22 protein-coding genes are annotated in these 25,781 nt (G+C 36.5%); 7 read left to right on the forward strand and 15 right to left on the reverse strand.

Going from position 1 to position 25,781, the window contains the following annotated elements; genetic code table 11:
- Nucleotides 1–11: 11 nt before the first annotated feature.
- The 4 genes from FNW52_RS03310 to FNW52_RS03325 are packed head-to-tail and all read right to left on the reverse strand — an operon-like array spanning nt 12 to nt 4,841.
- Complete coding sequence (locus FNW52_RS03310) at nt 12–1,169, reverse strand: efflux RND transporter periplasmic adaptor subunit (protein WP_143376003.1); 1,158 nt, start codon at nt 1,167–1,169, stop codon at nt 12–14.
- 19 nt (nt 1,170–1,188) lie between these two features.
- Nucleotides 1,189–3,891 (reverse strand): magnesium-translocating P-type ATPase, encoded by a 2,703-nt coding sequence (mgtA, locus tag FNW52_RS03315; RefSeq protein WP_255515469.1) that lies wholly within the window; start codon nt 3,889–3,891, stop codon nt 1,189–1,191.
- A 46-nt stretch (nt 3,892–3,937) separates the two neighbouring features.
- Nucleotides 3,938–4,651, reverse strand: a complete 714-nt coding sequence (locus FNW52_RS03320) for an MgtC/SapB family protein (protein WP_255515471.1) — start codon at nt 4,649–4,651, stop codon at nt 3,938–3,940.
- Nucleotides 4,635–4,841, reverse strand: coding sequence for a hypothetical protein (locus FNW52_RS03325; protein ID WP_143376004.1), 207 nt, complete (start codon nt 4,839–4,841; stop codon nt 4,635–4,637). The genes FNW52_RS03320 and FNW52_RS03325 overlap by 17 nt, the downstream gene beginning before the upstream one ends.
- A gap of 740 nt (nt 4,842–5,581) precedes the next feature.
- Here FNW52_RS03325 and FNW52_RS03330 point away from each other — a divergent pair.
- Nucleotides 5,582–6,154: a hypothetical protein gene (locus FNW52_RS03330; RefSeq protein WP_143376006.1), complete on the forward strand. Its 573-nt coding sequence runs from the start codon at nt 5,582–5,584 to the stop codon at nt 6,152–6,154.
- A 280-nt stretch (nt 6,155–6,434) separates the two neighbouring features.
- Here the strand turns inward: FNW52_RS03330 and FNW52_RS03335 are convergent, their stop codons facing one another.
- Both FNW52_RS03335 and FNW52_RS03340 read right to left on the reverse strand, forming a co-directional pair.
- Nucleotides 6,435–7,802 carry a HAMP domain-containing sensor histidine kinase gene (locus FNW52_RS03335; protein ID WP_143376007.1) on the reverse strand — a complete coding sequence of 456 codons (1,368 nt, stop codon included), beginning with the start codon at nt 7,800–7,802 and terminating at the stop codon, nt 6,435–6,437.
- Entirely contained in the window at nt 7,799–8,479 is a 681-nt protein-coding gene (locus FNW52_RS03340; protein WP_143376008.1) for a response regulator transcription factor, read from the reverse strand. The genes FNW52_RS03335 and FNW52_RS03340 overlap by 4 nt, the downstream gene beginning before the upstream one ends.
- A 231-nt stretch (nt 8,480–8,710) precedes the next feature.
- Between FNW52_RS03340 and FNW52_RS03345 the strand changes: the two genes are divergently transcribed.
- The 4 genes from FNW52_RS03345 (at nt 8,711) to FNW52_RS03360 (ending at nt 13,915) form a co-directional block, all read left to right on the forward strand.
- Nucleotides 8,711–9,193 carry a hypothetical protein gene (locus FNW52_RS03345; RefSeq protein ID WP_143376010.1) on the forward strand — a complete coding sequence of 161 codons (483 nt, stop codon included), beginning with the start codon at nt 8,711–8,713 and terminating at the stop codon, nt 9,191–9,193.
- Nucleotides 9,194–9,404: 211 nt separating this feature from the next.
- Nucleotides 9,405–10,046 (forward strand): hypothetical protein, encoded by a 642-nt coding sequence (locus FNW52_RS03350; RefSeq protein WP_143376012.1) that lies wholly within the window; start codon nt 9,405–9,407, stop codon nt 10,044–10,046.
- Entirely contained in the window at nt 10,039–13,407 is a 3,369-nt protein-coding gene (gene mfd / locus FNW52_RS03355) for a transcription-repair coupling factor (RefSeq protein ID WP_143376013.1), read from the forward strand. The genes FNW52_RS03350 and mfd overlap by 8 nt, the downstream gene beginning before the upstream one ends.
- Nucleotides 13,408–13,456: 49 nt before the next feature.
- The gene (locus tag FNW52_RS03360; RefSeq protein WP_143376014.1) at nt 13,457–13,915 is read left to right on the forward strand and encodes a hypothetical protein; all 459 of its coding nucleotides are present in this window, start codon (nt 13,457–13,459) and stop codon (nt 13,913–13,915) included.
- 13 nt (nt 13,916–13,928) lie between these two features.
- On the opposite strand, the gene FNW52_RS03365 is transcribed toward FNW52_RS03360, so the two are convergent.
- From FNW52_RS03365 to FNW52_RS03385, 5 genes are all read right to left on the reverse strand, one after another.
- A complete protein-coding gene (locus FNW52_RS03365) occupies nt 13,929–14,645 on the reverse strand; it encodes a (Fe-S)-binding protein (RefSeq protein ID WP_143376016.1) in 717 nt (238 codons plus the stop codon).
- 98 nt (nt 14,646–14,743) lie between these two features.
- Complete coding sequence (locus tag FNW52_RS03370) at nt 14,744–16,849, reverse strand: FAD-binding and (Fe-S)-binding domain-containing protein (RefSeq protein WP_143376017.1); 2,106 nt, start codon at nt 16,847–16,849, stop codon at nt 14,744–14,746.
- Between the two features lie 156 nt (nt 16,850–17,005).
- Nucleotides 17,006–17,662 (reverse strand): aspartate kinase, encoded by a 657-nt coding sequence (locus tag FNW52_RS03375; protein ID WP_143376019.1) that lies wholly within the window; start codon nt 17,660–17,662, stop codon nt 17,006–17,008.
- Between the two features lie 105 nt (nt 17,663–17,767).
- Nucleotides 17,768–18,127: a YraN family protein gene (locus tag FNW52_RS03380; RefSeq protein WP_143376021.1), complete on the reverse strand. Its 360-nt coding sequence runs from the start codon at nt 18,125–18,127 to the stop codon at nt 17,768–17,770.
- Nucleotides 18,128–18,290: 163 nt separating this feature from the next.
- Complete coding sequence (locus FNW52_RS03385) at nt 18,291–19,295, reverse strand: LD-carboxypeptidase (protein WP_370511562.1); 1,005 nt, start codon at nt 19,293–19,295, stop codon at nt 18,291–18,293.
- A gap of 303 nt (nt 19,296–19,598) precedes the next feature.
- Between FNW52_RS03385 and FNW52_RS03390 the strand changes: the two genes are divergently transcribed.
- A complete protein-coding gene (locus FNW52_RS03390; RefSeq protein WP_143376023.1) occupies nt 19,599–20,714 on the forward strand; it encodes an endonuclease/exonuclease/phosphatase family protein in 1,116 nt (371 codons plus the stop codon).
- Between the two features lie 78 nt (nt 20,715–20,792).
- Here FNW52_RS03390 and FNW52_RS20660 read toward each other — a convergent pair whose 3' ends face one another.
- A complete protein-coding gene (locus tag FNW52_RS20660) occupies nt 20,793–20,930 on the reverse strand; it encodes a hypothetical protein (RefSeq protein ID WP_185965909.1) in 138 nt (45 codons plus the stop codon).
- Between the two features lie 114 nt (nt 20,931–21,044).
- Complete coding sequence (locus FNW52_RS03395) at nt 21,045–22,004, reverse strand: MBL fold metallo-hydrolase (RefSeq protein ID WP_143376024.1); 960 nt, start codon at nt 22,002–22,004, stop codon at nt 21,045–21,047.
- A 465-nt stretch (nt 22,005–22,469) separates the two neighbouring features.
- On the opposite strand from FNW52_RS03395, the gene FNW52_RS03400 reads away from it, so the two are divergent.
- Nucleotides 22,470–24,023 carry an aldehyde dehydrogenase family protein gene (locus FNW52_RS03400; RefSeq protein ID WP_143376025.1) on the forward strand — a complete coding sequence of 518 codons (1,554 nt, stop codon included), beginning with the start codon at nt 22,470–22,472 and terminating at the stop codon, nt 24,021–24,023.
- Between the two features lie 121 nt (nt 24,024–24,144).
- Here FNW52_RS03400 and FNW52_RS03405 read toward each other — a convergent pair whose 3' ends face one another.
- Both FNW52_RS03405 and FNW52_RS03410 read right to left on the reverse strand, forming a co-directional pair.
- Nucleotides 24,145–24,675, reverse strand: coding sequence for a DUF6646 family protein (locus FNW52_RS03405; RefSeq protein ID WP_143376026.1), 531 nt, complete (start codon nt 24,673–24,675; stop codon nt 24,145–24,147).
- A 40-nt stretch (nt 24,676–24,715) separates the two neighbouring features.
- The gene (locus tag FNW52_RS03410) at nt 24,716–25,447 is read right to left on the reverse strand and encodes a metallophosphoesterase family protein (protein WP_143376028.1); all 732 of its coding nucleotides are present in this window, start codon (nt 25,445–25,447) and stop codon (nt 24,716–24,718) included.
- Nucleotides 25,448–25,781: the final 334 nt, after the last annotated feature.

Here is a 25,781-nt window from a genome sequence, read left to right on the forward strand (position 1 = left end):
GAGATATCTAATTATTTTACTTCAAGGAGATAGAAAGCACCTTCACTTATGATGGTTTCGTCTGATTTTAGTCCGGATAATATGGCTATTTTTCCATTGTCTGAAATTCCAGTTTCCACGGTACGTCTTATGTATTTTCCTTTTGCGATTTGAACGAATACGAAACTTTGGTCGTTAAACTGCAACACCGCTTTGGCTGGGACGAACAAAGTGCTTTGAGGCGTATCAATAAAGTTTACGGTTACATACATGCCGGGTTTAAGTGTATTGTCATTATTTTGGCACTCGATTAAAACCTGTACACTTCGGGTGGCTTCGTCAACGCTTTCTTCAACATGATACACCTTGCCTGTTATTTTTCTGTCGGGATAAGCCGCTATCTGGATTGTTGCAGCATCTAATTCATGTATAAACCGAATGTCTTTTTCCTTTACCTGTCCCACGACCCAAACTTTTTTTAGGTTGGCAACTTTTGCTCGGGGGGCATCTTCGGTATTTATATACTGTCCCATGACCACTTCGTTGTGTACCACTTCGCCTGGAATGGGAGAGGTAATGACCAGCGGTTGTCCAAAGGCTAACGTATTGGCATTTACCCCGAATATTTTTAAGCTGACGATGGCATTTTGATATTCTTTTTCATTTATTTCAAAATTGGTTTGCGCCTCTTCTAGATCCTTTTGTGCGCCCACACCATTGGCACTTAAATCCTTTTGGCGTTTCAACGAAAGTTGGGCTATTTGAAATCCTGACTTTGCCTGAAAAAAATTCTTCTGTGCATCGACGAAATCTGGGGAAACAATTTCAAAAAGCGGTGTTCCTGCTTGTGCTTTCATTCCTAATTTCAAATGTACTTTGGTTACCCTACCAGAAAACGGTGGGGCTATTTCGGCATAATAATTCGGAATCGCTTTTACGGTACCCGCTGTTATTAGATTCAAACGGTAAGGCTCTTCTTTGACCGTTTCCATTTTTAGTTTGGGCGCAATCGATGATTGGGCAGGAACTACAATGGTGTCTCCCTTCAAAGAAAAATTTTCTTCTTCTTTGGTTTCGGCTGTAGTACCGCAAGCAGTAAGAACGGTTGCCGTAATTAGAGCCAATAAGAGGTTTCGATTTTGAACTTTCGCTATTTGAAACCCGCAATTTTTTGTTTTGTTTAGTATCATATTGTATTCTTCTTTAGTGTTATAACCACTCGTTAAATTTTTTTATAAACCACGTTTTTACCCATTGCGTTAGCAAACAATAGCTGGTGAGTATTCCAAACAGCCAAGGGAAATAACTCAACGGAAGTGGTTGCATTTTTAATATTGGCGCTAATGGCGAAAACGGAATAGCGATACCAATAAACATAATTATGGATGTTAATGCTACCACAGGAGTTGTTGCCCAACTTTGTAGAAACGGAATTTTTTTGGTGCGTATCATGTGTATAATTAATGTTTGAGACAACAAACCTTCTATAAACCAACCGCTTTGAAAAAAGGATTGCAGTTCTGGAGTATTGGCTTTGAAGAAAAAAAACATCACGGCAAAAGTTGCAAAGTCAAAAATGGAACCGATGGGTCCGATAAAAAACATGAATCTTTGGATACTTGAAGGATCCCATTTTTTTGGTGTTTCTAAGAAATCCTCATCCATTTTGTCCCAAGGGATGGTTGTTTGTGATATATCATACAACAAGTTTTGAGCTAACAACTGAACGGGAAGCATCGGTAAAAAGGGCAGAAAAGCACTTGCTCCAAGCATGCTAAACATATTTCCGAAATTGCTGCTAGCCGTCATTTTTATGTATTTGATGATGTTACCAAAAGTTCTGCGGCCATAAATGACCCCTTTGCGTAACACCATTAAATCCTTTTCTAACAGAATAATGTCGGCACTTTCTTTGGCAATATCTACGGCGGTATCTACGCTAATACCTACATCTGCTTCCTTAAGTGCGGCGGCATCATTGATCCCATCTCCCATAAACCCTACGGTATGCCCTTTGGCTCTTAATATTCTGACAACCCTTACTTTTTGTAATGGACTTAGTTTGGCAAAAATCGAAATGGTATCAATGCGTTGGGTAAGTTCGGCATCGGTCATCATTTCCAACTCGGCACCCAGCACAATATTTTGTACTGGAATTCCAATATCATTACAGATTTTTTTGGTAACGATTTCATTGTCGCCAGTAAGCACTTTTAAGGTCACCCCTAATTTGTGAAGTGCCGCAATACTGGGTTCTGCCGATGGTTTTGCGGGATCCAGAAAACCAATAAAGCCAGTCAGTGTAAGCTTGTTTTCGTCTTCTACTGAATAAGTCAACGGACGTGTTCCGTCAAATTCCCTAATGGCAACTAACAGGACTCTTAATCCTTCCTCATTCATTTTCTTTGAGGTTTGCAAAACGGTATTTCGCATTTTCTGATCCATCGGAATTACTTTGTCATTTTCGAGATGGAGTTGCTTGTCTTCGCCAGGATCAAAACTATGGGAACACAAATCCAACATTTCTTCGACTGCTCCTTTGCAAATCAACAGATGATTTCCGTTTTGCATTTTAAGGATAACCGACATGCGTCTGCGTTGAAAATCAAAAGGTATCTCATCCACTTTCATAAAGGATTCCTCCACTTTCAAATAATCGTGAAGTTCGGCATGTTCTAAAACGGCTTTATCCAGTATGTTTTTTAGTCCCGTTTGATGAAAACTGTTGAGGTAGGCCCACTTTAAGACTTCATCATCTTCGACACCAAAAACATTTAGGTGTTTTTCCAGTACTATTTTATCGAGTGTCAATGTTCCGGTTTTATCGGTACAGAGAATATCCATAGCACCAATATTTTGGATGGCGTTCAATCGTTTTACAATTACCTTGTGTTTACTCATGTTCAGTGCGCCTTTGGCAAGATTGGCGGTAACAATCATAGGCAACATTTCGGGCGTTAGACCTACGGCAACGGCAATTGCAAATAGAAGGGCCTGCATCCAGTCGCCTTTTACAAAACCATTTATTAGGAAAATTACGGGAACCATCACCAACATAAAACGGATGAGCAAGTAACTCACTTTGTTCACCCCTATATCAAAAGCCGTTTCGGGTCTGTTTCCTAAAATGGTTTTGCTAATGCTCCCAAAATAAGTCTGGCTTCCAGTGGCAACGACTATGGCGGTTGCTGTACCACTCACCACATTGGTCCCCATAAAACAAAGGTTGTTGAGTTCTATGGGTTGTTTTTTGTCGGCATCACGAATGGGAAGAAAAGTTTTTTCAATAGGCAATGCTTCTCCTGTAAGCATCGACTCGCTAACGAATAAATCTTTGCTTTGCATAATACGGCAATCCGCAGGAATCATGTCACCAGCCGAGAGAAAGATAATGTCGCCAGGAACTAATTCGGTCATGGCAATCTCTCTTTTGCCCATAAATTTTCTTAAAACGGTAGCCGTGGTTTTCACCATTCCTTTTAAGTTTTCAGCGGCTTTATTGCTGCGGTATTCTTGAAAAAATCGTAACAACGCACTAAATAAAACCATCATGGCAACGACGATTACGGTTTTGAAGTCTTCTTCTCCCAGAGGTACCATCCATATATCAATGATAAAGGAGATTATAGCAATGATAAGCAATATGAAAATAAACGGATTTACGAATGCTTTCAATAATTGGCTTATCCAAGAGGGCGCTTTGTCGTGCTGTACTTCATTTAATCCAAATTCTCTAATTCGTTCTTCAGAGGCAGGTTTTGTAAGCCCTTTTTCTGAGCTTTCCAGCATAGCATATACAAAATCGTCGTTGCTTCGAGAAGCAGTACGCAGTTTTGTAATAGCCCCTAAATTCATTCCGTTGCTACTGGCTAAGGAATAAAAAGGTTGTTTCATTTTATCTTTTACACTCATCTTTTATAATTTTAAATAATAATTGGACTGTTTTTAATATGTTGATTTATAGATCTGTTTGGGTTCCAATAATTTCCCAACTCACTTTTATTACTTTTTCTTCAATGGTTAATCGGCTAGCCATTTTTTCTATTAAATTATCTTGTGCCGAAACAGCTTTTATTTCGGCTGTTATGATTGCAATAGAAGGATCTTCATTATCATCACTTGTTAATGATTTTAATAATAAGGTATCGTGCAACCCTAAATTTTGCATGAGCATCACCCGAAGATGATTCTCAACTTCTGTTTTACAGTTTATGGTAATCAAATAATCCGTAGCGGCATTTGTGGATTTTATGGGTTGTAATTGGTTTAATTTCAAACCAACTGGGCGAAGCAATAAATGGGTAAGCATTATTGCGACACTAACGATTGTCGCTTCCGCAAATAAACCAACACCTGCTAGTGAACCCACTGCTGCCGAACACCAAATGGTTGCCGCCGTGTTCAGCCCTTGCACACTTAAACCGTCTTTCATAATCACTCCAGCACCCAGAAAACCAATTCCTGTGATAATTTGAGCGGCAATTCGACTTGGATCTCCTCCATTACCCGTTAGCGAAACGGAGAGCAGGATAAAAGCGGCAGCGCCTAATGAAACCAATGTGTTGGTACGGAGTCCAGCGCTTTTTTGGTGCCATTGCCGTTCAATGCCTATAGTGGCTCCCAGTAGTAAGGCTGTCGAAAGACGAACCGTGAATTCATAGGTTGTAATCATAGAGAAAGTCTCTTGTTTTAGAATTAGCACTACTCAAATAGTCGAAAATATTCGAAACCCATTTTAGTTTAGGGATAACCGTTTCTTTTTTTAAGAAGGCGACTGTCGGGCTTGCTTCGATTCCGAGCGGATAGTTGTAACTCTCATCAAGAAGGCGAATTGTTTTATTTTTTGAAGGTGTTTTTAACATGATTTTTGTCTTTAATTCGCAACTGCGAAAAAACCAATGGCAATCATGCAGATGAGAAGTTTATAATTTTTGTTTTCTAGGGGGAGGGAGATCCATTTTTAATTTGTACTGTTTTTTAAATTTTGAGCTGCAAAAGTAGAGCAGCAACTTAGATAGAGCCGTTAGAAAAGGTTTAGAAAAAAATTAGAATCTTATTAGAGTTACCGTAATCTATGCAGGTTTACTTTAACACTTAGGGTCTATTAAGAAATCAAACAATAATTGTGGCAAAAAGCAACTTAGTATTTGCGATACCGAATGGTTACACAGGGTGTACGACAAAATGCACCTTTTCTAAAAGTAATGTTATAGTCGGAAGACTTATAGCGACAATATAGTTGGGTATATTTAAACAGATAAGTTCACTTTGCTTTCTTACATAAACTTATATGTTGGAATTTCGACAACAATGAGAATTAATTTTGTTTTCTCAAAAAGTGCAATCTGTCGTGTATCCGATTACACATGTATTTATGGTAATGAATAGTTATAAGTCTCTTAAAAAAAACCAAAAAAAAATAAATAAACAGTTTGACTATATTTTACGAAACCGATTGAAATTAAGGAGTCAATGTAATATATTGCGTTAAGTAGTTGACTTATAGTCGCTTGCTTGGTTTAACTTTACTTTATGGAAATAACAAAAGGTTTCGGTTTTGTGATATTTACCTTTGCAGCTCATAATTTAAAATAAATAAAAAATGAAAAAAGGATTGACAGTATTGGTATTATTAGCTTTTGGTTTAGTTGTTAATGCACAGGAAAAACAAGGAAAAAGTGAAATTAGATTTTCTTACGGTCTTGGAACCGTTCCTCAATTTGCTGATTTAATGTCGGATGTTTGGAGTGTTGGATTAACAGGTGGATATTATAAAACAGAGAATAACCAGGGAACCGGAGCAATTGGATTAGAGTACTTATATGATATTACTCCTAGAATTTCACTTAAAGGAGGTTTTGTATATGAAAAAGTGGGTAAAGATATTATCATTGCCAAAGTAAAAAGTGGCAGAATGGAAGATAGCTATTATACAGTTCTAGCTGGAGCGGATTTTAATTATTTCCAGAAAAAAACGGTTAAGTTATACTCTGGTGTTTCTGGGGGTGTTTCTGTAAATCATCACGAATATGCTGGACAAACAGATACAACAAATCTAGTTGCTTATCAAGTGGATGCCATTGGGGTTCGTTTCGGAAATAAATTTGGGGGATTTGTTAATTTAGGATTCGGTTACAAAGGGATTTTAAATGCTGGTTTGTCATATAAACTTTAATTTTTTGTAAATAGAGCAGGGAAAAAAGTATTAATTGCTTACAAATTTAATTGTATGCTCTTAAAGTGATTCTCGTGATTCGATTTATTCAAAAAAGGCTGTCCTATTTCGGACAGCCTTTTTTTGTTGGCAATAATGGGTTGGCACCTCTTTTATATCGATAAGAAATGCAGTAATTATTGAGCCGTTTCTATTTTCTATATTTATTTACCCAAAGCAGTCAATTGCCTCCAGCTTTAACTGGAGGGTGTTTAAAATCGGTGATTTAAAGTTTTGGAATTTATAAATGAGGAATTTCAACCTTGAAATTGGTTCCCACAGCAACATTAGAAACCACCGATATTTCCCCTTTGTGCAGCGAGACAATTTTCTTGGTCAAGGACAAGCCAATACCATTTCCATCAGCGTGAACTTTGTTTGAACCCCTATAAAATGGAGTGAAAATATGCTTTAAATCTTTTTTTGTAATGCCAATACCGGTATCTGTAAACTGTAAACTGATTTGATTTTCGGTAAACGAAATAGACACCTGGCTTTTATGGTTATTCGAAAACTTGCATCCATTTTCAAACAAGTTGGCAAAAGCAACTTTCAAAAGATATTCATTTCCGTTTACTGAAATGTCATTTTCATTTTCAAAATCATTTTCAAAGTGAATGCTGACATTGTAACTGGAATTGGATTTTTGGACCTGTTGGCTGGCGTCTAATAAGATCTCGTCTATACGAACGGGCTTAAAAGAAATTTCAGATGGATCATAGCTCGCTTTGGCAAGATCCAATAAACTATTGGAAAGTTTGGCTAATTTTTTGGCATCATTCAAAGCAAATTGTATGGCAGTTTTATATTCTTCGGTGCTTCGCTCTTTGTTGGTGGATAATTCTAATTCGGTGATAATTGCGGCTAGCGGTGTTCGTAGTTCGTGTGAAATATTGGAGACAAAATGTTTTTGTGCATCAAATGAATTTTCCAACCGGTTGAGCATTTCGTTGAATGTATTCGCCATTTCAGAGAGTTCGTCTTTACTGTCGCTGGAGCTTAACCTCAAATCAAGATTTGTGGCCGTAATGTTTTTTGCTTTGTTGGTGAGTTCAACTATAGGTTCAAATGCTTTTCTCGAAAAAAAACGGCCTGCTATATAGAGAAATAATATTGAAATAATGTAAAAAAGAATGATGTTTTGCTGTAAATCCTGTAACTTTTTATAGCCATATTCGTCATAAGCGGCGGCCGTAATAACAAAATCCTTCCCTTTAAATTTAAAGTTCAAACCAACTACTTGTCTGTTTTTTTGATAAAAATACAATTCGTTTTTTTGAATGATTTCATCAAACATGGGTCTGGTTTCTTTCACCACATCGATATCGACGGCATCGTGATAGAGCAATTTAAAAGAATCGTCATAGATCGCAACTTCTACTTCATTTAGGATCTCCCTGTTATTTTTATAAATGTCTTGTAGGGTCTTAGTATCAACTTTCGCATCAAAAATTAAGTTTGCCTTGGTAATGGCTTCTTTTTTTAAACCAAAATAAAACTCATTTTCGCGATTTTCTTTAGCTGAGAGATAGATAATAGAAGCAAACACAAATAAAATCGTGGCCGTAATAAAAGTAAATAATAAAGTAAGGCGGTTTCTGATTTTCATTCTACTTTAAAGATAAATCCCATTCCAGATTTGGTGTGTATGAGCTTATGGTCAAAATTTTTATCAATTTTTTTCCGTAAATAATTGATATATACATCTATGAAATTAGTGCCAGTGTCAAAATGAGTGTCCCACACTTCCTCGGCAATTTCGGTTCGCGACAAAACACGTTCGGGGTTTTGGAGTAGGTATTCTAAAAGTTTAAATTCTTTTGGGGTAAGATTTATTTCGGTATCGTTTCTTCTTACGCTTTTGGTTTGCAAATTCATTTCAAGATCGGCATATTTCAAAATAAATTTAATGCTATTGGTATTGCCTGTACTCCGTTTCAACAAAGCCCGAATTCGAACCAAAAGCTCTCTCATTTCAAAAGGCTTTATCAAATAATCGTCTGCACCGGCATCAAATCCCTCTACTTTGTCGTCGGTAGTACCTAGAGCGGTAAGCATAATTATTGGCAGATCGGGTTTGGTCTTGCGTATTTCCTTGCACAAATCGAGTCCGTCAAGTTTAGGCAAAACAATATCAGTAATAACCAAGTCATACTGATTGTTCAATGCCAATTTCTTTCCCGAAATCCCATCATAAGCTAAAGTAGTGGTAAAGCCTTGCTCTTCCAGCCCTCTTTGGATAAGTGCAGCTACCCTTTGGTCGTCCTCTATTATTAGAATTTTCATCGGTACAAAGTTACGCTTTCATTTTTCAAATCGACGCTATTACAAATTGAAGATAAACGACGATTCGATATCATATTTTTACTCTAATTAACGTTAATTGTGACGTATATTCCTGACAAGAAAACACGAAACCTTTGTTAAACCTTTCTTTTTTGCTATTAAATGCAATGTGATAGTGGTATTTTTGCAAAAAATATTCGAAAATGGTCTGTTTTCGATAAAAACAAATTTATGAAAAAAGTTATAAGCATAATAGTGTTGGCACTATTATTAACAAATTGTACAAAAGACAATCTCGTTGTAAGTCCACAAGAAAAAGCTGCCGATTTACCAGAATGTTCGTTCGTAATCAAGATCAATAATGCCCTAAAATACAAATATGATTTGTGGACACCCAATAGTATTGGAGGAGTAGATTTTGAAAGATCGATTTTAAATTTAAATGTTACAGAAGCACCAGCAACCGTAAAAACCATTGAAAAAGTGTTTTATAATAGTGGGAAATTGGTAACTTTCAGCTATACGAATACAGACGATGTGGACAAAACAATTAATTTGTCATTCAAGGTTAAGCAAATTCAAGCTTTAGGATCTCAAGAAGTGGAATTGAAAGGTCTTGATTTTACTGCGCCAAAAGGAAGGAAAATTTCAATTTATATAAATCCACGTGCAGCCGTTGCACAAATGGCAACTTCAGAAATAGAAGCATTATAAATATAGTTACACCGTTATTAAATTAAAAAGAAGCTAAGTGTTTTTTACATGCTTAGCTTTTTTTTATTGTTTTTTCTTTAGGACTTTCGTTTTTTCGACTATTGTAAAATTACTTTGTAACTTTGTGCTTGAAATAGTTCAAAAGATAGGAGTAATACTGAATTTCTTTGCGAAGGACATTTGACCATTAAAAAACAAATAATTGCTACAAATGAATACTAAATTAACGCTGCTTTTTTTGATAATTTCGCTGCAGTTTTCGTGTAAAAATAACAACGAACAACGTTTTGCCGATAACTTAAGGGATACTAAAAAGAAGGAATTAATTTTCACAACTATAAATAAAGGGTGGAATTTTCACGACACTCCGATCAATTCGACTTCGGAAGCTACCTTGGCCACTTGGGGTGAATGGCGTGCTTTTATGGATGAATTGGCCATCAAGCCAAAGAAAACAATTGGTGCTTTTCAAAAGAAAGCCAAAGCCTTATCGACCAAAGCGATGGCTTTGAACACCAATATTCCTACCCAATTTGATACACCACAAATAAGAAGCCGTATTGCGACTTTAGTCACGCAAGTTCAAATGTTAGATTTATACATTAATTTGGATAAAGTTTCGGATAAAAGAGTGACGAAGCTCGTTTCGGAAATTAATATCGAGTTGGTTTCTTTGCAAAGACAAATGGATAAAATTGTCGAGAAAAGTAAAATCCCATTGGAAGTTGGGGAGTCCGAATTATTAAAGATGCTGGACACCACAAGAGCCATTCAGTCTGGAAGCCCTGTGATTCCAGGTAATCCAAATAATTTGAGCAATCCAAATAATCCAAACGCAGCACACGTTGAGTAAGGCCACTATATATTCGGTTTATGATTCTTCTCCAAAAACGGCTCAGATTGTAGCCCGTTTGCAGGAAAATAATCAGATAAAAATACAATTGGAAGGTTTGTTGGGGTCGGCAGCTTCCTTTGTGATTCAGTCTCTTTTTAAGAAATCAGAGCTTCCTTTTTTGGTGGTTTTTAATGATAAAGAAGAAGCAGCCTATTATTTTAACGACCTCGAACAAATGATCGGTGAACCCGATGTGTTGTTTTATCCCGGTTCTTTTCGTCGTCCGTACCAAATAGAGGAAACCGACAATGCGAATGTTTTGCTTCGCGCTGAGGTACTCAATCGAATCAATTCCCGAAAAAAACCCGCTGTCATTGTTACCTACCCCGAGGCGCTTTTTGAGAAAGTAGTGACTCGAAAGGATTTGGATAAAAACACTTTGAAAGTAGCAATCGGCGATAAAATTTCGATTGATTTCCTGAACGAAGTATTGTTTGAATACGAATTCAAAAGAGTTGATTTTATTACGGAACCTGGCGAATTCTCAGTTCGTGGAGGAATTGTCGATGTGTTTTCGTTTTCGAATGACAATCCGTACCGAATAGAATTTTTTGGCAATGAAGTCGAAAGTATCCGTAGTTTTGATGTGGGGACTCAATTGTCATTAGAAAAACAGAAAAAAATCACCATCATTCCGAATGTCGAAAACAGAATTTTTCAGGAAAACAGGGAGAGTTTTTTAGATTATATAGCTGAGAAAACGGTTTTGTTTTTTCAAAATACCGAGAATCTTTTATACGAATTGGACAAGCAATTTGGCAAAGCCGAAGAAGCTTTTGAAAAATTGTCCAAAGATATCAAACATGCGACTCCGGAACAATTGTTCTTGAACCAAAAAGCATTTGTGCAACGAGCGTTGGATTTTTCGATTGTGGAATTTCATTCGAAGCCTGTTTTTAAAACGACCAAGAAGTTTGAATTTCATATTCAGCCGCAACCGTCGTTCAACAAACAGTTTGATTTGTTGTTGAATAACTTAAGCGAGAACCATTTTGACGGTTATAAAAATTATTTGTTTTGTTCGAATGAAGCGCAGGCCAAACGTTTTCATGATATATTCGAAACCTTAGATGAAGCCAATTCCGAGAATATCCGCAAGCAATACAAGACCATCGTATTGCCTTTGTATCAAGGCTTCATCGATCAGGAAAACCAAATTTGCTGTTATACCGATCATCAAATTTTTGAACGCTATCATAAATTTAGCATCAAAAATGGGTATTCGAAAAAGCAAAATTTAACCTTAAAAGAACTCACGACTTTGTCCGTAGGCGATTATGTAACGCATATCGATCATGGAATTGGAAAGTTTGGCGGGTTGCAAAAAATACAAGTCGAAGGCAAAACACAAGAAGCCATCAAGCTGGTGTATGCCGACAATGATATCGTGTATGTGAGCATTCACTCGCTACATAAAATTTCGAAATACAACGGGAAAGACGGAACACCACCCAAAATTTATAAACTGGGTTCGAATGCTTGGAAGGTTTTAAAACAAAAAACCAAAGCAAGGGTTAAAAATATTGCATTCAATTTGATTCAGTTGTATGCCAAGCGACGATTGGAAAAAGGATTTCAATTTGCTCCCGACAGTTACTTGCAAAACGAGTTGGAGAGTTCGTTTATCTACGAGGACACGCCTGACCAAACCAAATCAACCCAAGAAGTAAAAGCTGATATGGAAAGTGAGCGTCCTATGGATCGTTTGGTTTGTGGGGATGTAGGTTTTGGTAAAACCGAAGTCGCCATTCGTGCCGCTTTTAAGGCTGTTGATAATAGCAAACAAGTGGCGGTTTTGGTACCAACGACTATTTTGGCGTACCAACATTACCGCACTTTTACCGAAAGGTTGAAAGACATGCCCGTTTCTGTTGGCTATCTGAACCGTTTTAGAACCGCCAAACAAAAAGCGGAAACCCTAAAACAATTAGCCGAAGGTAAACTCGATATTGTGATTGGAACACATCAATTGGTTAACAAAAATGTGGTTTTCAAAGATCTTGGATTATTGATTGTCGATGAGGAACAAAAATTCGGAGTTAACGTAAAAGACAAACTCAAAACCATTGCTGCCAATGTCGATACCTTGACTTTGACGGCAACGCCTATCCCGAGAACCTTGCAGTTTTCGTTGATGGCAGCACGGGATTTATCGGTAATCACGACACCACCGCCAAACAGATATCCTATCGAAACCAATGTAGTTGGTTTTAATGAAGAATTGATTCGGGATGCGATTTCGTATGAAATTCAGCGCAACGGGCAGGTTTTCTTTATCAATAACCGAATCGAAAATATCAAAGAATTTGCAGGAATGATCCAGCGCTTGGTGCCTAATGCCCGAGTGGGAATTGGTCACGGACAAATGGAAGGCGCCAAACTCGAGGAGTTGATGCTTGCCTTTATGAACGGAGAATTTGATGTTCTGGTAGCCACCACCATTATCGAAAGCGGATTGGACGTTCCGAATGCGAATACCATTTTTATCAATAATGCGAATAATTTCGGATTGTCAGATTTGCATCAAATGCGAGGTCGAGTGGGACGTAGTAACAAGAAAGCGTTTTGTTATTTCATCTGTCCGCCGTATTCGCACATGACCGAAGATGCCCGAAAACGAATTCAGGCTTTGGAGCAATTCAGCGAGTTGGGAAGTGGTTTGAACATTGCCATGAAAGATCTCGAAATTCGTGGTGCCGGAGATTTGTTGGGAGGAGAGCAAAGCGGATTCATCAATGACATTGGTTTTGATACGTATCAAAAAATCATGAACGAGGCCATAGAGGAATTGAAGGAAAATGAATTCAAGGATTTGTATCCTGAAGAGAGCAATATAGAAACCAAGGAATATGTAAAAGACCTGCAAATCGACACCGATTTTGAGTTGTTGTTTTCAGACGAATACATCAATAATGTCACCGAGCGTTTGAGTTTGTACAACGAGTTGGGTAACGTAAAAAACGAAGAGGAACTGATTGTTTTTCAAAGTAAACTTATTGACCGTTTTGGTCCAATGCCGCCACGAGCCCTTGCTTTAATGAACAGCATTCGTATCAAATGGATTGCGACCCGAGTGGGAATCGAAAAACTGGTGATGAAAAAAGGCAAGATGATTGGTTATTTTGTCTCCGATCAACAATCGGATTATTACCATTCTACACGTTTCCATAAGGTGATACAGTTTGTGCAAACTCACAATTCTATTTGCCAGATGAAAGAAAAGCAAACTCCAGCAGGTTTGCGACTGTTGTTGACCTTTGATAATGTGAAGAATACAAGAAGGGCTTTGGAATTGATGGAGTTGTTGGGAGGGGAGTAAGGATAGTCAAGTTGATCAATATTTTAAAAACAATTACGGTACTTTAATTATGAAATTGAAAATCATCTCTTTATTATGCTTCCTGATGGTATTAGGAATGCAAGGGCAGGAATTAAAATCGAATCAAATTCAAAAACTTGAAACTTTCGGTATTGAATACAAACCACTCATAATCGAAAATCCAAACTATGGAGTTGAATTTATGGAAATCCTGAAAAAAGAGCGCAAAAGAAAAACAAGCAAAACAGTTGGCTATATTTTTAGCGGACTAGGGTTACTTACAACTACAGGGGGGATTTTAATATTAACAAGTATTAAGAATAGTTCAAATAATTCAAATAGTGAAATGGACGAGTCTGGAGCATACGTGGCTTTGGCAGGTGGTATTATAACTGTGATAGGAATAAATGAAATTGGAATCTCAATACCATTATTCTTCTCGTCAAGAAAAAACAAAAAGGAAAGGGATAAACTGATTATGAAATTTAATCCTAACTTTAAAGAATAAAAAATATTTGTCATTATCGCGTCACTTCCTCAATCAAATAAAAAATTGATTTAAAATCAATACCGCTCCTATTTTCTAAACCAATTTCGCAGGTTCTGCTGGTAGAAAAGCCTTCTTTACAGTTGGTGGGAATTTGTTCTTTTAATTCACGCAATCCGTATTCGTTCAATTCGGGAATTAAGAAACCTCTGTCTCCTGCAAAACCACAACAATTGCTGTCGATAATCGTCACATTATTGGCGCACAGATTGGATAAGGAAAGGAGTTGATCCATCTTTCCGATTTTTTTAACGGAGCAAACCGGGAAAACGGCTATGGTGTCTTTTTTGTTTTTTACAACCAATTTTGGCATGACGTAATCCAACATAAATTCGATGGGATCCACAATTTTTAAGGCTTTCGAAAATTCTTCTTTTGAATGGTAAAAACAAGGACTCATGTCGTACAATATGGGATATTTTCCATTTTCTGAAGCTTTCAACAGGGCCGCCTCTAAAGATTCGGATTGAGCGTGATTGGCTTCTGCAAATCCTTTGCTCGAAAACGGCATACCACAACAATGAGTGTTCAATGATTCGGGATAAATTATCGTAAAACCGGCACGAACCAATAATTGATGGGTAAGTGTTGTCAATTGAAGATCATCGGAGTCTTGAAAACTATTTTTACCCATACTTCTATTGATACAAGAAGGGAAGTAAACTACTTTTAAATCGGGTATTGCACTCATTGTTTTTTATTAAAAGTTTAACCGCGGATTCGCAGATTTTTATTGTAATCTGGTAAATATTTTATTCAAAATAAAAAAATTAATCTGCGAATCTGAGGTCAATTTTTCGTGTTTATTTTATTTGCTCCTTTGGGCATTTCAGGAATCCATTTCGGAACTTTTCCAAAACTTATATAACGGAACCCATTGGATAACAAAGTCATAATAGTGGTTCCAAGTAGGGCATGAAAAACGGAAACTATTTTCAATCCGATTCTCAAAATCGCCGTAGTTCCAGCCATGTGAGAACCAATGTAAGCCGCTATTTTTTTATCGCCAGAGTCCAATTTTCTGGCTCGCCATTCTTTTACAAATTTTCCGGTATCAATGTGAACGGGACAAGCCAAGGCACAAAGTCCATCGGTAGCACAGGTTTCGTCCAGTTGGTAGGTTACTTCTTTTTGAATCGCTGCCAATCGCTGCGGATCGTCATTTGTACTTTCCAATCGGCTAATTTCTCTGGCGATCACAATACGTTGTCGCGGGGATAATGTCAATCCTTCGGAAACACAATGCGGTTCACAAAAGCCACACTCGATACATTTGTCGATAATAGCATTGGATTCTGGTAACGGTTTTAAATTTTTGAGATGCGCTTTGGGATCGGGGTTGATTAGTACATCGGGATTGATTTTATTATTCGGATCAAAAATGTTTTTGATGCGTTTCATGATTTCGTAAGCTGCAGTTCCCCATTCTTTTTCTACGAATGGCGCCATATTACGTCCTGTTCCATGTTCTGCTTTTAAGGAACCTCCAAAACGATCTACCACCAAAACTGCCAATTCTGACATTAGTTTTTCGTACCGATCGATTTCATTTTGGTTCGAAAAATCTTGGGAAAACACAAAATGCAGGTTTCCTTCCAAGGCATGACCAAATAAAACGGCATCGTGGTATTCATATTTTTTAAACAAATCTTTTAATGCCAAACAGGCATCAGCCAGTTGAGGTAACGGGAAAGCGACATCTTCAATGATAACGGTTGTTCCGTTTTTTCGCAGTCCGCCAACTGTTGGCAACAATCCTTTTCGGGCTTTCCAGTTAAAATAATATTGTTTGGGATCACTGGTAAATTCATAATCCGTATAGGTAGGAATGAATTGAATTTGCAGTCGAATCGCTTCTTGTTTCTGATTTAAAACAGCCAAATCATTATCCCTACATTCCACCAATAAAGCACAAGCCGATTCGGGTAATGTTCTGAAATAGTCTGGTGCATCATTGTCATTTTCTACTGATCGAATGGATTCCCGATCCAATAATTCTACTGCTGCAACTGGGCTTGATTTTAACAATATAGTAGCATTACAGGCATCCTGAATTGTATGGAAGAAGATCAAAGAGCAAGATTTGTATTTTTCGTCAATAACCGTTTTGAAAGTCACATTCGAAATAAAAGCCAAAGTTCCCTCAGATCCCACCATCAAATGTTTAATGATTTCAATAGGATCCTCATAATCGACCAAGGCGTTGATACTATATCCTGTGGTGTTTTTTATTTTGAATTTATTTTGGATACGCTTATAAAGTTCATCGTTACTTTTAATCTCATCTCTAAGACTTTCAATTTCTTGAATTAACGCCTTTTGATTGTTCTTGAAAGCAGTAACACTATCGGAATTCGCTGTGTCCAGAATAGTTCCGTCATTCAATACAATTCGGATATCGGCTATCGTTTGATAGGAGTTTTGAGCCGTTCCGCAACACATACCGCTGGCATTATTGGCGACTATTCCACCAATCATGCATGCTCCGATAGAGGCTGGATCAGGGCCAATTTTTAAACCATGGGGAGCCAAGTAATTATTGGCTTTGGCACCAATAATACCGGGTTCTAGTTTTATTTTTTGATTGTTATCTAAAAGTTCAAACCTTTTCCAGCCGTGAGTGGCCACCACCAAGACCGAATCCGTAATGGCCTGACCAGACAAACTGGTTCCAGCAGCCCGAAAGGTTAGTGCAATATCGAACACTTTAGCTTGCTTTATAATTTCAATAACTTCAAACTCGTTGTGGGCAAGAATTACAATTTTGGGAATGAGTCTATAAAAACTGGCATCAGTTCCATAAGCAAGAGTTTGCAAAGGATTGGTCAAAATACGTTTGGGATCGATAAACGCCGACAAAATGTCTTTAAACTTTTGATACGAAGGAGCTAACATAGCGATTGTGTTTTAAAATGCAATATTCAAATATCTTGAACCATTAAGATAGTAAGAAAATTAAGTTTCGTAATCTTTCTTAATAAAACTTAATCCCTTAATGGTTTAAAAAAATTAGTTACACATTTCTAGGATAGCATATAAAAAATATAAATCTTAATTTTTTAAATCTTTGATAACCTTAAAAGCTACATCTACTTCATTTTCGCTTACTAAAATGGTAAACTCATTGGAAGTCGAAATTACCTCATTGATAATAATCCCTTCCCAAGCCAAACGCTGAAATATGAAATAATAAATTCCAGGAACTGCGATGTTTTCTTTGGGTAATTTTACCGTTATAGAAGCTAAATTATCCAGTTTCTGAATCATTTTTTCAGAAGCAAAATGTTTTTCAACCAAGTGATTGACGCTATTACTAACCACAATATTCGTTTCATTTACTCCTTTGGATGAGGTATAAAAAATGTCTGGTAATGCATTAATGTCAGTAATCAAATCGGCTTGTTTGTTTAATACGGTATCCGAAACGGCATAAGTATAATCAGTCAAAGCAGATCGAACCGTTATTTCCCCTATGTTTTTGATTACTTTATTGATTTTGTGATTCAATCTAAAATCCAATTCTTCAGTTAGTCTTTTAAGTGCCATTACCACAGCTCCTTGTTTTACTTCTTTGCCAAATTCACTTTCCAATTCGATCATAATATTTCGAGACAACGAAGTCAAGTTGATGATGCCAAGTGATAAAGCGTTCAATAAAAACGGTTTTGTTTTAATGTAATTTTCAACAATTGAAGATACTGTTTTCATAATGGATGTGGTTTTTACGTAGTTGGTACTTAGTTTTTGGATCTAAATTCTCGGCAAAGATACTTAAAAAACAATTTGTTACAAATATAACATTGTTAAATTTTTTTAGAAATGATAAAAAGCGTCTATAAGATGCTCAATTGCAAAGGATTTGCCTTCTTTATGGATGGCAATGATGTCAAAACGGACTTCAATGTCCAAATTTTTTCGATTTACGTATGCATTGACTGCTTTGACCAAGAGCTGAATTTTTTTTGGCTTTACAAAATCTTGTGGCAATCCAAATTCCAGCGATGAACGTGTTTTTACTTCTATAACAGCAAGGATTCCCTCTTTCATGGCAATGATATCAATCTCCGCTTTTTGGAATGTCCAATTGGTTTCCAGAATTTCATAACCCTCTTTTCGAAGGTATTCTACAGCCAGATCTTCTCCAAGTTTGCCAAGTTCGTTGTGTGCAGCCATTGAAATTTTAGATTTTAGATTGAGGATTTTAGATTTAAGAAGTTAGAAAAAAGAGAATTAAGATTTTTGATCTTAGAAGTAGAAAATAAAAGATTTAATCCTCAAATTTCGGTTCAAACAAATCTGCAATCAAAAATCGTTAATCTTCAATCAAAAATCATTTTTATTTTTCAAAAACTACGGTATTACAATTTTCATTCACATCCATACTCACGACATTACCCATAATCAAGGCTCTATTGTCATGAACGTGTCCTGCAGGAAAATTATAAAGTACAGGAATGTTGTATTTTTGGGTCACATCTTGAACAATTTCCATTGCATTTTTCCCCCATGGAATGTCATTGTCTTTCATTTTTGTCATGCCTCCCACAATAATACCTTTGATGCTTTCGAGGCAACCATTGCGTTTTAGGTTCATCATCATTCGGTCAATATGGTAGAGGTATTCGTCCAGATCTTCTATGAATAAAATTTTATCGGTACAATCAATAGCCGATTTAGACCCCATCAAACTATATAAAATAGACAAGTTTCCACCCACCAATTCCCCCGTAGCTTTTCCAAAACGATTCATCGGGAAGGGGTCGATCTGATATTCTAAAGGTTTTCCAAATAAGGCTGTTTTCAAAGATTCTATAGATTCTGGAGCCGTTCTTTCGATACTAACGGGCATAGTTCCATGAATGGACTTGTAGCCCATGGTGTTGAGATGATTATGTAAAACAGTAACGTCACTAAAGCCAACAATCCATTTTGGATGTTGTTTGAATTTGGTAAAATCCAATAAATCAATTATTCGTACCGTACCATAACCACCACGGGCACACCAAATTGCTTTGATATTTGGGTTGTCCATTTGATGCTGTAAATCGGCTGCGCGTTGTTCATCGGTTCCCGCCAATTGATTTAGATCGAGTCCGATGGTATTGCCAATAACGACTTCTAAACCCCAAGAATGCAATAAATCTATAGTTGGTTTTAAGTTGTCATCAACATTTTTTCTGGCGGTTGCCACAATTGCAATGGTATCTCCTTTTTGTAAATAAGGTGGTGTAATCATAGTAGTTTGTGCTTGACTGTTTATAGCTTGTAAAACAAAAATAAGGAATAGCATCGGATACAAAACACATTGTTTTTGAATAAAAGAAAATGGATTGGTATTCATGCTGTATTTTTTGGAAAATGAATTGTTATACTGATTCTGAGTTAAAGCAAAGATATACATTTCTGAAACAAGACAAATAATTGTAATTGAATTACTATATTTACTTAATATAAAAAAATTATAAGGTTTTGCCCTCAACCGTGTGGGTAGCCATAAATGAAAGAAAAAAAGTAAGCCACGAATTGCACAAATTCACACAAATTCTTTGAAATTCACACAAATTAATTCGTGAATAATTCGTGAAATTCGTGGCGAAATAAAAGTAATCCACACATATCGTGGTAGAACCATTTATAAAGTGTAATGATGTTGAAAAAGACCTGTTTTTATCTGATTTTACTTCTTTTGCTATCCAAAGGCCATGCCCAAACCAAGGCATTTGTGGTTCATACGGTAGCTTTTTACAATTTTGAAAACTGTTTTGACACTATTAATGACCCGATTACCAATGATGATGAATGGACGCCCACGGGAGATCAACATTGGAACACTAAAAAATACCATCAAAAACTAGAAAATTTATCCCGTGTTTTATCTGAAATCGGAACTTCCGTAAATCCCAATTCCCCAACATTTATTGGTGGTGTCGAAATTGAAAACCAAGGCGTTCTAGAAGATTTAATCAAGCAACCCAAATTGAGCGACAAAGATTATGGGATTATCCATTTTGATTCACCCGACAAAAGGGGAATCGACGTTGCTTTATTGTATCAAAAAAAGCAGTTTCAACCCACGAGTTATAGCAATATTCCTTTGTATGTATATAAAGGAGAACAACCGATTAAGGAAACATCAAAAGCGGAATCTCTGGAGGATTTAGAAACCGAAGATGTTATTGAAGTCAGCACCAAAAATTACCGAGTTTACACCAGAGATCAATTGCTGGTAACGGGTTTTTTGAATGGGGAAGAAATCCATATTATTGTCAACCACTGGCCGTCACGATCTGGAGGGGAGAAGAAAACCAGTCCGTTTCGGGAGGCTGCGGGAGCTTTAAACAGAAAGATTATTGATTCTTTGCAGCACATCAACCCCAATGCCAAGATAATTACGATGGGAGATTTAAACGACAGTCCTTTTAATAACAGTGTGAAAAGAGCACTTGGAGCTAAAGGAAAAACACAAGAAGTTCAGTCCTTTGGGATTTACAATCCATTCGAAGAGATGGTCAATAAAGGATTGGGTACGATTGCTTTTCGGGATTCTTGGGATATTTTTGATCAAGTCATGGTTTCGGAATCGCTACTGCAAAAGGACTACAGCTCTTTTCAATATTGGAAAGCGGGAATTTATAACAAACCCTTTTTAATTCAAAAAAGCGGTAAGTACAAAGGATATCCGTTACGGCATTCGCTCACCGAAATTGGTTTTAGCGACCACTTTCCGGTTTATATTTATTTGATAAAGGAGAGAAAGTAAAGGTTTTTTTTACTGCAAAGGTGCTTTTGTCGCAAAGGCACAAATTCTTAAATGATTTGTAACTATTCAGCCTATTGCTTATTTTGAATTGCCTCCAGCTAAAGCTGGAGGTAAATGAATGAATAATAAATTGGCTTTAGCCAAAAAGCATGCTATTTTGGCTAAAGCCATTACATAACATACCAATTTTATTTCTCCAGCTAAAGCTGGAGGCAATTAATGTTTTGAAAACAGAATATGTTGAGTAGTTACCCTTATTTTTTCTTTGCGTCTTTGTGCCTTTGTGGCAATTTTATTTCTTACTGTAAAAGGCTGTCTTGCTGTATGCAGCTATAATTCAAAACGTTTTCCTTGTTCAGGAAATATGAGTTGTAAACCTAAATCATTTTGTTTTTGCAATTGCTCTTGAATTTTTACAATATTTTGAGTCGGTGGTTTCAAATGAGTAATGATAATTTCGCAACTTTTCAAGGCTTCTTTTCCACTTAATTCACTAAGCGCATGGAGTTCTTTCATTAAATAATTAGGAGTTAAATGTCCAAATAAAGAAGAATCCGGTTGTTCATTAGGAAAAGAAACTTCAATAAAAATCCCTCTTAATTGTTTGTGTTGAATTAATGGAGCGATCGCTTGCCATAAAAGATTTAATTTGTCACTTTTCTCTACCGAATCAGGGCCTGTGTCACCCAAATACAAAACATAATCATTTCCATTTTGGATTAAAAAAGCAGTACTCTCAAAAGGGTTTCCATGACTCAATGCAAACGCTTTTACGGTCATGGTGGTATTGGTAATTTTGGTTTCTTCCCCAATAGCAAGAGTTTGAAAATGATATTTTTTCAACTTAAACCCCACGCCTTCGTCACCAAAATTGGCCCAAGCCTCTCCGTTGAAATAATGGTTTTCCATCGTCTCCATGCATTTTTTGGTGGCATAAACCGTTTTTTCAGCATCGGCAGGCGAGTTAATGATTAAACCCGAAACATGATCCAGATGGGCATGAGAAATAAAGTAGCCTTTAATGTATTGTCGCAAAACTTCAGTAGGTGAAACGGTAAAGACTTTATTCGCTATCGCTTTCTCAATTCCCGAATTTAGGGTTCCTGCATCGAGACAGATGTAATCATGAGTGTGAATGGGAGCGACTAAATAAGCCGAAAGATTTTTTTCATCAATTCCGCCTCTTACTCCCAACGGCACTACTTCAAAAGCAGCAGATTGTTTTTGTTGAGCAAACACATGAATGGTTATCAAAAAGAAAACAATAAGATATCGATTAATGGTAGTCATGGTCAAAAGGGTATTATTTTAAGTTTTATTTTCGAAAACATTGTTGTTCTACTAAGATTTTAAGGTATTCTGTTATGTGCTGTATTTGAGTTGCTTTTAAAAGACAAACGAATAGCACGCTTGATTTTTAAAATTTCTCGCAAAGTCTAGCGTTTTTTTCTTTGCGTCTTCGTGACTTTGCGAGAGAATAACACAAAATAAATTTTGGCTTTGAATTTAATCGGACAACAATGTTTCCGATTATAAAATTACTCTCTTCGTTATTACTGAACCCTTTTTTTTATAAAAATCAACAGCAACCCGTCAAAAAAGTATAAATTTACTCGCTTTTTTAATATACTTCAGTATGTTTTTGAATCTTAATCGTGTATCCGTACTTTGATTTTAACATTTGGAGTGTGTCAAGTTAAGCTTAAAATAATATCTTTACACAAAAATATAACAAATTTAACCAAAATAGTTACAATGATAACAATAGCAGAACAATTCGGAATGAAAGAGGCATTAGCGCAATTGGGAGTTAAAGCCATAAATGAAGGGACTTCAACAGGAATTAACCATTTTTCAAATGGAGAAATACTGGATAGTCATTCGCCAGTAGACGGAAAGCTAATCGCTTCCGTAAAAATGAGCACCCCTGCCGATTACGAAAAAGTAATGCAAACGGCAACCGAAGCTTTTAAAACATTCAGATTGATGCCAGCTCCACAACGTGGAGAAATTGTGCGTCAGTTTGGGGATAAATTGCGTAAAAACAAAGAGGCTTTAGGTAAATTGGTTTCTTACGAAATGGGGAAATCTTTGCAAGAAGGATATGGAGAAGTTCAAGAAATGATTGACATCTGTGATTTTGCAGTGGGATTATCGCGTCAATTGCATGGTTTAACAATGCATTCTGAGCGTCCAGGACATAGAATGTATGAGCAATACCATCCTTTAGGAGTTGTGGGGATTATTTCTGCCTTCAATTTTCCGGTAGCTGTTTGGGCTTGGAACACTGCATTAGCATGGATTTGTGGAGACGTTTGTGTTTGGAAACCATCAGAGAAAACACCTTTGTGCGGAGTTGCCTGTCAAAATATTATTGCGGAGGTGATCAAAGAAAATAATCTTCCAGAAGGTATTTCTTGTTTGATCAACGGAGATTATACGATAGGTCAATTAATGACTGCCGATAAACGTGTACCTTTAATTTCTGCTACAGGTTCTACTCGTATGGGGAAAATAGTTGCTCAAGATGTTGCGGGTCGTTTGGGAAGATCTTTATTAGAGTTAGGGGGAAACAATGCTATCATTGTAACGCCAGATGCCGATATCAAAATGACTGTTATTGGTGCTGTTTTTGGAGCGGTAGGAACTGCAGGACAAAGATGTACATCAACTCGTCGTTTGATTATTCACGAAAGTATTTATGACAAAGTAAAAGACGCTGTAGTGGCTGCTTACGGGCAATTGCGAATCGGAAATCCATTAGACGAAAACAATCATGTTGGACCGCTAATTGATACTCATGCAGTTGAAATGTATGCCAATGCTTTGACAAAAGTAGTAGCCGAAGGAGGAAAAATCCTTGTTGAAGGTGGAGTACTTTCTGGAGAAGGATACGAAAGTGGTTGTTATGTAAAACCAGCGATTGCCGAAGCACAAAATTCATTCGAAATTGTACAGCACGAAACTTTTGCTCCTGTTTTATATTTAATCAAATATTCAGGAACAGTAGAGAATGCTATCGACGTTCAAAACGGAGTAGCACAAGGATTGTCATCAGCGATTATGACCAACAATTTACGTGAAGCGGAACATTTCTTATCTGTAGTAGGATCTGATTGTGGAATTGCCAACGTAAACATAGGAACTTCTGGAGCCGAAATTGGTGGTGCTTTTGGTGGAGAAAAAGAAACAGGTGGTGGACGTGAGTCTGGTTCTGATGCTTGGAAAGTTTACATGCGTCGTCAAACCAATACGATCAATTATACTACAAGTTTGCCTTTGGCACAAGGAATCAAATTTGATTTGTAGATTTGATTCAGTACTAATAAAAAAAGACCATTTGAAAGTTAAATTTCAAATGGTCTTTTTGTTTTATACCTCTTTTCGAGAACTTATTGAAAAGCGGAGTGTTTTTTGAAAAAATGCCTTTCTATAAATTAAAAGATGCTCCAAGGCTAAAAGTGAATTGGTTGTTTAAATTGTAAAACACTTTGTCTTCATTTCCGTATTTTGCAATTGGAAATCCAAGTTCCGTAAATACACCAAATCCTTCAGTAAAAAAATAACGTCCACCAACATGACCACCAAAATTTTTCAATCCTAAACTTAATCCAGGATAGATGTCTAATTTTTCGTCTATATTAATCACGCTTCCTAAATTGGCATTAATTCTAAATTTAGCATCAAATCGATCTTCAAACTTTGGTTTTTCACCATAATATAGTGTTGGGACATTCCCGTAAAGCCCATTAAATTCGTCCACTCCTAATAAATAACTAGAAACAAATCCGTAAGAAAAATTTTCTCCAAGACCAAAATCAGCGGAAGCTTGAATTCCTGATCCACCATTCTGGATGTTAGCTCCGATATTAATTTTCGTGTCTCCTTTTCCTTTAAAAGCCTGTTGTGCATTTGTTAAACCAAAAGATGCCAAAAACACAAGTGTGATAATCTTTTTCATAAATATAAAATTAAGTGCTATTTTTCTGCAAATATAGTGTTTAGATTTTATTTCTCCCTTTCTCATTAGGATATAAACTTGGTAAAGGTTCGCTTTGCCAAAATTCTTTGGTATCGGCATCTAGAATCGTCAGCGGTCCCTTGAAAGCGGCACTGGTATCAATGTTCCAAACATTGGCCATTTGTACCGGAGTTGTGGCTTCTATTCGTGAAACAGGAGTGTGTCCAATGTATATTTCTTTGTATTGAATGAACCTTTTGGGATACAATAGATCAGAAGGTTTCATACTTTTATCTAATGCCAATGCGGTTTCCCAAAGTGTTCGATCCCAATAAAATAATTTTGGAAAATATTCATAGTCAACACCATTCATATGGGTAAAACCTGCATGAATAAACAATCTGTTTTGCTCGTCCAGATAATAATTATCTAAAGAGCGCAAAAATTTAATATGCCTTTGTTTGGTCTCGGCAGATACAGTTTCATAGGCCAAAACGGTTGCTTCTCCTCCATGGTTGTACCACAGCAAATTATCTTTGCTTTCGCTGAGCCATTCCTCTAATAATTCATCATGATTCCCTCGAATACAAATAATATCGTGGGAGGTTTTCATTTCAATCAAAAAATCGATCACTTGCGGGGATTGACTCCAGCCATCAACATAATCGCCCAAGAAAATGAGTTTATCTTTTGGGGTTACTTTGGCTCTTTCTAGAATTTGATGCAAAGCTCGTAAGCCACCATGTATGTCGCCAATAACTAATGTTCTCATGTAATTCATTCTGAAATTGTTCTTTTACAAAAATAGGACAAAAGAGGTGTTGTTTTTTTATTTTTTAACCTTTTGAGAAGATCAACTTTGATTTTATATGAAATAGATTGATTTTAGAAATGGATCATTCTCGTTTTCTAAACTACAAGAAAAGGAAGGGTTTTAAAATGTAATTTTTTTAGTGACATATTTTAATTTTCGAAATATCTTTTCGAAACCAATGAATGTCAATTAGTTAAATTGTTTTTATTGGGTAAAATTCATTATTTTTGATTTTCAAAATATCACTATATTTAGTGATTGTATGCTGTAAGAAAGTATCGTAGTTTTACCA

This window comes from Flavobacterium sp. ZT3R18, assembly GCF_007097385.1.
In the GTDB taxonomy this organism is placed as follows: Bacteria; Bacteroidota; Bacteroidia; order Flavobacteriales; family Flavobacteriaceae; genus Flavobacterium.